Raw genomic sequence first — 9,280 nt, forward strand, 5'->3', positions numbered from 1 at the left:
CAAGTTCTCCTCGGCACCCAAGCGCGACGAGCGGCCAGCACGGATCGATCCGGACTCGCCCTTCGCCAAGCTCGCGGCGCTCCGCGACCAGCTGAAGAAGTAAATGGACGGGGGCAGACAGCGCCTCGACAAATGGCTGTTTTTCGCGCGCCTGCAAAAGTCGCGCACGCTCGCCGCGAAGCTCGTTGCGGCGGGCAAGATCCGCGTCAATCGCGACAAGGTCGACAACCCCGCGCGCGCGGTGAAGGTCGGCGATGTCTTGACCATCACCTTCCAGAACCAGGTGCTGGTGGTGCGCGTGGAGCAGCCCGGCACGCGGCGGGGGCCGGCTGCCGAGGCGCGCACGCTTTATGCAAATCTGTCCGCACCAACGGATCCGGCAACCGTTCTGGCGGCGACCGAACTTGAGGACGAGGACGGTGATGACGATCTGGATGGAGATGAGGATTAACCGGGTTTTCGCCTCGTCGGCGGTCTAAGGAAAATCCTTCCGCCGCGGCATCAAAGCGCGGCATTTGCTCCCCTTGTCAGTCCCGGCCAAAGGGACTACCTCCGCCCTAGCCATAACAGCCATTTTCTGTTCGATCGCGCTTTTGCATCGAGCCTCCTTCGGGGAGCCGTTTATCATGACCTATGTCGTCACCGACAACTGCATCCGCTGCAAATACACGGATTGCGTTGAGGTGTGTCCGGTCGACTGCTTCTATGAAGGCGAGAACATGCTCGTCATCCACCCGGATGAGTGCATCGATTGCGGCGTATGCGAGCCGGAATGTCCGGCCGACGCGATCAAGCCCGACACGGAATCGGGTCTCGACAAGTGGCTGTCGCTGAATGCGGAATATGCCGTAAAGTGGCCAAACTTGACCATGAAAAAGGACGAGCTGCCCGAGGCCAAAGAGCATGACGGCGAGCCGGGCAAGCTGGAAAAGTACTTTTCGGCGGAACCTGGCACAGGCGACTAAGCGAAAGCCGCACTCCCTCGTGACCTGCCTGATGAGCATCTCTCAGGCAGCAAAGTGCGCGTGCATGCGCAAGCAGCAAAATCTTGATTCGTCCCGCTTTTTGTGATACTGATCCACAAATGCCGGTGACACACCATCCCCTTATGGCGCTTATGCCACAATCCCAGAGGTATTGATCGTTTCGACCAAGACATGCTTGGCCCGATGCTTCGCGCATTTGGCCGGGATGATTTGGTTTCGGATGCGATCGATCGGTGTGTTCGTGTGCAAGCGGTTACGAGTTTTGACCGAACCGGTCAAGCGGTTGGTCGACTGAAACGTCGACCCCGAACACAGGAGTGAGTGCGTATGGCTATCCAGCAGAAGAAGTCGGCTGCGCGGAACGGTTTCAAAACCGGGGAATACATCGTTTATCCCTCGCATGGTGTGGGCCTCATCGCCGCCATCGAGGAGCAGGAAGTCGCAGGACACAAGCTGGAACTGTTCGTGATCGACTTCCAGAAAGACAAGATGCGCTTGAAGGTGCCGGTCGCCAAGGCAACCTCGATCGGCATGCGCAAGCTGTCAGAAACCGATTATGTCGATCGCGCACTGAAGGTCGTGCAGGGCCGCGCTCGCGTCAAACGCACCATGTGGTCGCGCCGCGCGCAGGAATATGATGCGAAGATCAACTCGGGCGACCTGATCTCGATCGCGGAAGTGGTGCGCGACCTTTACCGCGCCGAAAACCAGCCGGAACAGTCTTATTCCGAGCGCCAGCTTTATGAAGCCGCACTCGATCGTATGGCGCGCGAGATCGCGGCTGTGAACAAGATGTCGGATACCGAAGCCGTTCGCCTGATCGAGGTCAACCTGAACAAGGGGCCGAAGCGCGGCGCCAAGACCGATGAAGTCGCCGAAGGCGATGATGCGGACGCGGTGGATGCTGACGAGGCAGAACAGGAAGAAGCCGCATAATCAGCGGCTCCCCTCGAGACGAAAAAAGCCGGCTTCGAGCCGGCTTTTTTGTTGTCGTGCGTTCAGTGCGTCAGGCGCGGCCCAGCACCTTGTCCATGCCGCGCACCGCATAGCCTTCCTGACGTGGCCATGCCGAATAATCGCCGCCCTTGGTTCCACCCAGCGCACGGCGGGCATGAAGCGGGAAGTTCGGATCGTCGAGCGCGCCGCGCGCCATGGCAACCAGATCCGCATCGCCGTTGTCGATGATCTGCGCTGCATCTTCCGGCGTGACGATCAGGCCGACGGCCGTGGTAGGAACGCCCGCCTTCTGCTTGATGGCGGCAGCCAGCGGCACCTGGTAGTTGGGCGCAGCAGTAATGGAAGCACCGGCAAAGCCGCCCGACGAGCAATGCACCATATCGACGCCGGCGGCATGGGCCTTTTTCGCGAATTCGGCGACGTGATCCGGCGTCAGGCCTTCCGGCAGGGCGTCGGTGGCGGAGACGCGCAGGAACAGCGGCTTGCTCTTCGGCCAAACGGCGCGCACGGCCTTCACGACTTCCAGGGGGAAGCGCATGCGGTTTTCGAACGAGCCGCCATAGGCGTCGGTGCGGTGGTTGGCGACCGGCGACAGGAACTGGTTGATGAGGTAGCCATGCGCGCCGTGGATCTCGACCACGTCAAAGCCGGCCTCGTCGGAGCGCTTGGCGGCGTCGGCGAAATCCTGCACCAGTTGCGCGATTGCTTCCACGCTTAGCTCGGACGGTTCAACGAAGTCCGGTCCGTGGGCCTCCGCGCTCGGTGCCTCCGGGGTCCAGTTTTCAAAGGCGTAGATCTGCTTTTCTTCTGCCGTCTCGTCGAAGCCCTTGCGCCACGGCAGGGCGGTCGAAGCCTTGCGGCCGGCGTGGGCGAGCTGGATGCCGGCAGCGGCACCATTGGCATGCAGGAAAGTGGTGATGCGCTTCCACTCAGCCGCCTGCTCGTCGTTCCAGATGCCGGTGTCGGCATAGGTGATGCGGCCCTTGGGGGAAACAGCGGAGGCTTCGGCGATCACCAGCGCATAGCCGCCGAGCGCAAAGCGGCCGAGATGAACGAAGTGCCAGTCATTGGGCATGCCCTGCTGTGCGGAATATTGGCACATGGGCGCAACCACGAAGCGGTTTTTCAAAGTCAGATCGGCAAGGGAATAGGGTTCAAAAAGATTGGTCATAGATGCGTTGTCCTTGGGAGTTCGCGGCGCATGGGAAGGAGCTTAACAGCCGTGATGCGCCGAGCCCGGGATATTGGGGTTTGTTGGGGATGTGCCTAGGGGCACTTTCGTGAACAGCTTGAAAATAAAACCGGCAGCGCTAGTTCGTTTTCCTGGAACATTCCCGTTCATCCCGCGTTCATTCAACGCCTGGGACTCGCGCCGGCTGCGAGTAGCGTTGGAATTCCCTCTCCCAGGCATGGCGTAACAGCCGGTTCAATGAGCGGGGTAGCACCATGGACGATACGGCAAAGCGAACCTTGATCCGCGCCGCCATGAAGGCTCCCTATCTCGAACGGGGCGAGGAACACGACCTCGCTTTGCGCTGGAAAGATCATCAGGATCAGGAAGCGCTCCACAAGATCACCACTGCCCATATGCGGCTCGTCATTTCAATGGCGGCCAAGTTCCGTTATTTCGGCCTGTCGATGAGCGATCTGATCCAGGAAGGCCATGTCGGCCTATTGGAGGCTGCGGCCCGCTTCGAACCCGATCGCGAAGTGCGTTTCTCCACCTATGCGACCTGGTGGATCCGCGCTTCGATCCAGGATTACATTCTACGCAATTGGTCGATCGTTCGCGGCGGCACCAGTTCGGCGCAAAAGGCGCTGTTCTTCAACCTGCGCCGTCTGCGTGCGCGGTTGGCACAGGGCTCCGAGCCTCTGTCCAACGCTGCGATCTACGAGGAGATTTCGACGGTGCTGGGCGTGACGGTGGCCGATGTCGCCGTGATGGACTCGCGTCTGTCGGGCTATGACACATCGCTCAACGCACCCGTAAGCGGCGACGATTCGAACGGCGCTTCCGATCGCATGGACTTTTTGGTGTCGGACGCTCCGCTGCCGGACGAAATCGTAACCGAGACTATCGATGTGGAGCGCCGTTCGCGCTGGCTGGGCTCGGCGCTGGAGGTGCTGAACGAGCGCGAGCGCCGGATCATCGAAGAGCGCCGCCTGCAGGATGACGGCGCGACGCTGGAGTCGCTCGGCGCCAAGCTCGGCATCTCCAAGGAGCGCGTTCGCCAAATCGAAAACCGCGCCATGGAAAAGCTCCGTGCAGCGCTGATCAAGGTCAATCCAGAATTGCAGATGATCGCGGCCTGATCTTCGGCCGGGGCAGGCTTCATTCGGCCCAATCCGGGTCTGTCGTAAAGGCGATGGTCAGCCAGCGGTCGGGGCCTGCATCGCCGATCGCTTCACCGATCTCGTCGCGGATGGCATCCCATTCTTCCAGACGTCGTGGCGGCTGTCCGACCGGCACGATAAAGCACAGCTCGATCTGACGGCCACGCCCTACCTTCGCGACATAAGCGCGGTGGCCGATGAAGCCATATCGCTCCACGATGGCTTCCGCGACGCGGTCCACCTCGCGCTTGTATTCCACCGGTGTGACCAAGAGCATGTCGGACAAGGCCTGCTTGATGGTGCCGATCGGGATCGGGATGACGATCAGGCAGATCAGCATCAGGATGACCGGGTCGACATAGGGGATCAACCATGTCCACCGGGTTCCCTCAATGAGATAGCCGAACAGGAAGGCGACGAGCAGCGAGGCCGTGAGCGCGGCCGAGGTCCACCAGGCCTTGGCGTCCAACGCAAGAAGCTCGGAGCCAAGGTGGCGGTTAGCCCGCTGCACCAGAGTAGCCATCACAACGGCAGTGAGAACCGTAACGGTGCCGTAGACGATGCCCTGGTCGAAGGCGAGCACGCGACCGCCGGCAAGCAGGCTTTCGATCGCGGTCAACAGCGCGTAAACGGCCGCACCCATCAGCAGGGTTCCGTTCAAGGCCAGAACCATCGGCTCCAGATGCCAGAAACCCATCGTGAAGCGCTCCATGAAGCGCGGCTTGCCTTGCTTGGTGCCGGAGCGCACGATCAGGCTGGACACCAGCAGGGCAACGCCGGTCATCGAGGCATCGATCAGCGTGTAAACGCCATCAAACAGGATGGCCGACGAGCCCGACAAAAGGCCGAAGCCAAGACCCACCACAGCCGTCATCAGCGTGACCACGATCGACAGCCGGAGGACGGAGGCTTCCGTTTTCATGGTGTGGAGTCCTGAAGGGGTGGAGGGGTATTCCTTCCGGTCTGCCCTGGGTCGGTTGCCCCTGCATAGCTGCCGTCTCCACCGATCTGGTCCACGCACGAGAAGTCAAGGTTCATCGGACAGGATCATTCCCGGGGCGTTCAAGACTGGAGGGTCAGCGACTGGTTTGTGAACTGTAGATTAGAAGCGCCGAACCACGTCGAACTGGGATTGCGCCTGTTCGGCCGAGATCAGATCAGGTCGTGTTTCCGCCAGGAGCCGCACAGCTTCGGCAGCGTCCTCGCGCTCCGATGTCTCGATACCATCGAGCGCGTTTATGGCGTCGGCGAACGCCTTGATGACGGCCTTGGCTTCCACCGGTGCATTCGCCTTGCTCAGATGTTTAGCGGCAGACTTGAAAGCCTTGCTGGCAGGTTTTTCATTTTTCTTAGGCCAGGCAGCAAAGGGGAGGCCATGTTCGGCGACGAACCAAGCTTTGCTGCGCAACTGGCTGATCCGAACCTCGTTCCCCGTAGACTTCAGCTCGGTCACTAATTGGTTGCCACGCGCTTCATCGACATTCCAGGCGACCAAGTTTTGCAACGGCCAGCCTGAAACATTCGGCAGGCTTGATAGGTCAGGCACAAACCGCAACTCGAGCCCTTGAAGCGGCAGTTGCGACAAGGCTTCAAGATTCCGCATCCCACCATAGAGCCGCAAAAACTGCAGAATTTTGCATTGGGTCAGACTGGCGCAATCGAAGCCTTCGTCCCCGACCACTGCGCGGGTAATGCCGAGATAGCGGATGTTCTCTCGCCATTTCAAGCCATGCAGACTGGTCAGGTCAAAATCGGTGCTGGCTGAAATCTTGACTTGTATGTTGTCGAAGTCTGGAGTATGCGCCCAGTCAATGACGCTCGGATCGCCCTTGATGGCAAGCCTGCGCAGCCCAATGGGGAGGGTAAGGCGCAGACCATAGCCGCGCGGCTCGATCTCCAATGTGTCCAGCCTTGCGTCCGACATGTCGATGGTAAGATCTGCGCAGGGGCGGAAGGTCAGCCGCTCCGTTTCGCGCGTTTTCAACCAATCGAAGATCGAAACGTCGTTGCCTTCGTATGCAAGAAAGCGCGGCCAATTATACCCGGCGCCAGTGCTTATGGCATCAAAGACCTGCCAGTTAACCCTGCTCGTGGGCTCCACAATAAGGTCGGGCTTGCCCGAGCCTTTGGGGCCGATCATGAGATCGCCCCGTCCGGCCTCCAGCTTCAACGTATGACTGGCAGGGCCAGTAAGATCGAGAGGGATTGAAGTTTGCAGGGTCAAAACTCACGAAGCTCGGCGCGAAATGTGTAGCATAGCGCAGGCAGTGAGCAATGCGCCAGCAATGGGGTTGGAGGGCGAACCCCACGCTTTGCTTGCAGTTGATGGCTGAGTCCATTCAGCCCTAAGAGGCGTGCAGCGTCCGAAGAACGTTTCCGTCTACCGATCGGTGATGATCTTGACCTTATCCCCAGGCGCAGGCGTCGCACCTGGCGGCAGCGCGTTGAGGAGGCGGAAGAGGTCGAGTTTGCGGTCGACGCCCTGCATCTGCGTGGCAAGCGACGCCAGCGTGTCGCCGGGGCGAACGATCGCCACGCGAACGCGCAGGGGCTTCAGGGCGGCCTTTTCTTCCGGCGACAGAACGCGGAAGCTGGAGGTGACCGTGCCGGCAACCGTGTCGAGTGCGGGGCTTGCGAGCGGTGCGGCGGTCAGCAGGCGGTAAACCTGATCGCCGGCGCGAACCACAGTGACATCGAACTGCCAGCCATCGACCTTCGCCTTGGCGTTGGCGGCTTCGCTGCCATTGACAGTGGTTTCGCGCACGCTGGCATCGTCCAGGCCGGCGACCCAGCCGGAGCGCAGATAGTTGGCGAGCGTGGTGTTGCGGTCGATGGTGACGCCGTCGAAGCGCACGGCGATGTCGCCGGGGCCAGTGGCGGTCACGGCTTCCGCGGAATTGTCGATGGAGAACCCTTCCGGCACGGTAAAGGAGACACCGAGACGCGGATGCAGGAAGGTGCGGCCGCGCACATAGCCTTCTTCCGGCGTGTCGCCGTAAAGCAGGCCATCAATGCCGGCGAGGAAGGAGTCGCGATCGCGCGAACCGGTTCCGGGCGTGCCGAACTGGCGGGCGTGGCGCTGCGCCAGCTCGATGCGCTGCGGCGTGTTGGGATGGCTCGCCAGGAAGTCGAGGCTCGGATCGGTGGCGCCACTGACATTGCGGAAATCGGCATAAGCGCCCATCGACTGCAGGAAGCGCGGCGACGCGAAGGTGTCGTAGCCGGCGCGGCCGAGTGCGCGAATGCCGATGGCGTCGGCTTCCAGTTCCTGATTGCGCGAGAACTGGGCCATGCGCAGCTTGTTGCGAATCAGCGCCAGCTTGGCGTTCTGGTCGCCGCCCAGCACGTCGCTGACGACCTTGGAGGCCAGCTCTTCTTCGGCCTCACGCTGTTGGCGCTGAAGACCGTGATTGGCGGTGACGTGGGCCATTTCGTGGCTGATCACGGCAGCGAGTTCGGCGGAATCGTTGGCCAGCGCCAACAGGCCACGCGTGACATAGAGATAGCCGCCGGGCAGCGCGAAAGCGTTGACGTTGGGCGAATTCAGGATGGTGATGCGGAAGGTCTGGGCCGGGTTTTCCGGATCGAGCGTCAGCGCGCCTATGGCCTTGGCCACCATGCGCTCGAGCTTCGGGTCGGAATATTCTCCGCCATAGGTCGCGAGAATGCGCGGGTGCTGTGCCTTCGCGACGGCGGCCAGCCGGTCATTGCGCTGGACGTTGTCGACCGTGACGGGATTGTCGGATGGCCGCACAGATTTCAGCGACGGATCGTCCTTGAACGAATCCATGCTGACGCAGCCCGACGCAAACGCAAGCATCACCACGGCACTCGCGACGCGGCGGATGCGTTTCCCCGCCATGTTCGACGGAGACCGGGTGCTATGCGACGACTGATTCAGAAAACGCCCCTTCGACTCTCGGATTCGGCCCACGAGGTTGCGTGAAACCTAGCCACATCCTGCTGCGTCTTACAACAAGAGGGCGCAAGACGCGTTTCACGTCTGGCGACAAATTATGTCGTCATCCGGGCAACAAACCTGCCTGCTAACCGACTTGGCCGAGATAGCGGCGAAAGGCGAGCGGACCGCTTTCGCTGAAAAAGCTGGCAGCGGAGCCTTGAGCGATTGTTCTGCCGTCTTCCAGAAAGATCACGTCTTGGGCAAGCCGGCTGGCATCTTCTGGATGATGCGTCACGAACAGGATGGTGAGGTTGAGCCGGGCGTGAAGGGCACGGATCTCGTCCAGCATATCCGCGCGCAAAGCGGGGCCGAGCGAGGCGAAGGGTTCGTCCAGCAGCAGAACGGGACGCTGGCGCACGAGGGCGCGTGCGATCGCGACACGTTGGCGTTCGCCACCGGAGAGTTCGCGCGGCAGGCGCTTTTGCTTGCCTGCCAAGCCGGTGGCTTCGAGCGCTTCGGTGATGGCGTGCTTGTCTTCCGGCGTCAGCTTGAGGGAGGGTGAGCGTCCCAGGCCGATATTCTGCTCGACGGTGAGATGGGCGAAGAGGTTGTTTTCCTGAAAGATCATCGACACCGGGCGCTCGGCTGGCCCGACATCGCGCATATCCTGCTCGCCGATCAGCAGGCGGCCGGTTGCTGGGGTTTCGAAGCCAGCAACCAAGTTGAGCAGGGTGGATTTGCCGGAGCCGCTCGGGCCCATCACAGCCGTGATTGTGCCGGCCGAGACGGTGGCGTCGAACAGGAACTGGGCTTCACCGTAAGAGAAGGCGACCTGGTCGAAGCGGATGGTGAGGCCATTCATTGCCGGCTTCTCCCAAGGCGGTCGGACAGGAGCATGAGCGCCAGGGTCAGCGCGGCGAGAAACAGGCCGAGCCCGGCCGCGTCGGCGGTACGGTAGCTGCCCATGCGCTCGAGCAGAAGATAGGGCAGTGTCTTCACCGCATCCGAGCCGAACAAGGCGATGACGCCGAGATCGCCGAGCGACAGGGCTATGGCGAAGGCGAAGGCGGCAAGGAGCGGGCGGCGCAAGGATGGCCAATCG

Annotated in this window: 9 protein-coding genes and 1 pseudogene; 4 read left to right on the plus strand and 6 right to left on the minus strand. The window is 61.4% G+C overall.

Translation table 11 applies throughout. From position 1 onward, the window contains the following. Nucleotides 1-103 precede the first annotated feature (103 nt). The 3 genes from RTX98_RS18460 (at nucleotide 104) to RTX98_RS18470 (ending at nucleotide 1,922) form a co-directional block, all read left to right on the plus strand. A complete protein-coding gene (locus tag RTX98_RS18460; RefSeq protein WP_312798259.1) occupies nucleotides 104-451 on the plus strand; it encodes an RNA-binding S4 domain-containing protein in 348 nt (115 codons plus the stop codon). Nucleotides 452-626: 175 nt separating this feature from the next. Continuing rightward, nucleotides 627-965, plus strand: a complete 339-nt coding sequence (gene fdxA / locus RTX98_RS18465; protein WP_189505064.1) for a ferredoxin FdxA — start codon at nucleotides 627-629, stop codon at nucleotides 963-965. A gap of 348 nt (nucleotides 966-1,313) precedes the next feature. Beyond that, nucleotides 1,314-1,922 carry a CarD family transcriptional regulator gene (locus tag RTX98_RS18470; protein ID WP_189505066.1) on the plus strand — a complete coding sequence of 203 codons (609 nt, stop codon included), beginning with the start codon at nucleotides 1,314-1,316 and terminating at the stop codon, nucleotides 1,920-1,922. Nucleotides 1,923-1,992: 70 nt separating this feature from the next. On the opposite strand, the gene RTX98_RS18475 is transcribed toward RTX98_RS18470, so the two are convergent. Beyond that, entirely contained in the window at nucleotides 1,993-3,114 is a 1,122-nt protein-coding gene (locus RTX98_RS18475; protein WP_312798260.1) for an NADH:flavin oxidoreductase/NADH oxidase, read from the minus strand. Nucleotides 3,115-3,389: 275 nt separating this feature from the next. On the opposite strand from RTX98_RS18475, the gene RTX98_RS18480 reads away from it, so the two are divergent. Then, nucleotides 3,390-4,256, plus strand: a complete 867-nt coding sequence (locus RTX98_RS18480) for an RNA polymerase factor sigma-32 (protein ID WP_312798262.1) — start codon at nucleotides 3,390-3,392, stop codon at nucleotides 4,254-4,256. Between the two features lie 19 nt (nucleotides 4,257-4,275). On the opposite strand, the gene RTX98_RS18485 is transcribed toward RTX98_RS18480, so the two are convergent. The 5 genes and pseudogenes from RTX98_RS18485 to RTX98_RS18505 all read right to left on the minus strand — a co-directional run. Continuing rightward, a complete protein-coding gene (locus tag RTX98_RS18485) occupies nucleotides 4,276-5,199 on the minus strand; it encodes a cation diffusion facilitator family transporter (protein ID WP_312798263.1) in 924 nt (307 codons plus the stop codon). A gap of 180 nt (nucleotides 5,200-5,379) precedes the next feature. After that, on the minus strand, nucleotides 5,380-6,417 hold the full coding sequence (locus RTX98_RS18490; RefSeq protein ID WP_312798264.1) for a hypothetical protein: 1,038 nt from the start codon (nucleotides 6,415-6,417) through the stop codon (nucleotides 5,380-5,382). Between the two features lie 240 nt (nucleotides 6,418-6,657). Then, a complete protein-coding gene (locus RTX98_RS18495) occupies nucleotides 6,658-8,067 on the minus strand; it encodes a M48 family metalloprotease (RefSeq protein WP_312798267.1) in 1,410 nt (469 codons plus the stop codon). Nucleotides 8,068-8,323: 256 nt separating this feature from the next. Continuing rightward, on the minus strand, nucleotides 8,324-9,040 hold the full coding sequence (thiQ, locus tag RTX98_RS18500; RefSeq protein ID WP_312798265.1) for a thiamine ABC transporter ATP-binding protein: 717 nt from the start codon (nucleotides 9,038-9,040) through the stop codon (nucleotides 8,324-8,326). Next, nucleotides 9,037-9,280, minus strand: a pseudogene (locus RTX98_RS18505) (thiamine/thiamine pyrophosphate ABC transporter permease ThiP); the annotation flags it as partial. The gene thiQ and the pseudogene RTX98_RS18505, both read right to left, overlap by 4 nt.

Source organism: Tianweitania sp. (assembly GCF_032053605.1).
Lineage (GTDB): Bacteria > Pseudomonadota > Alphaproteobacteria > Rhizobiales > Rhizobiaceae > Tianweitania.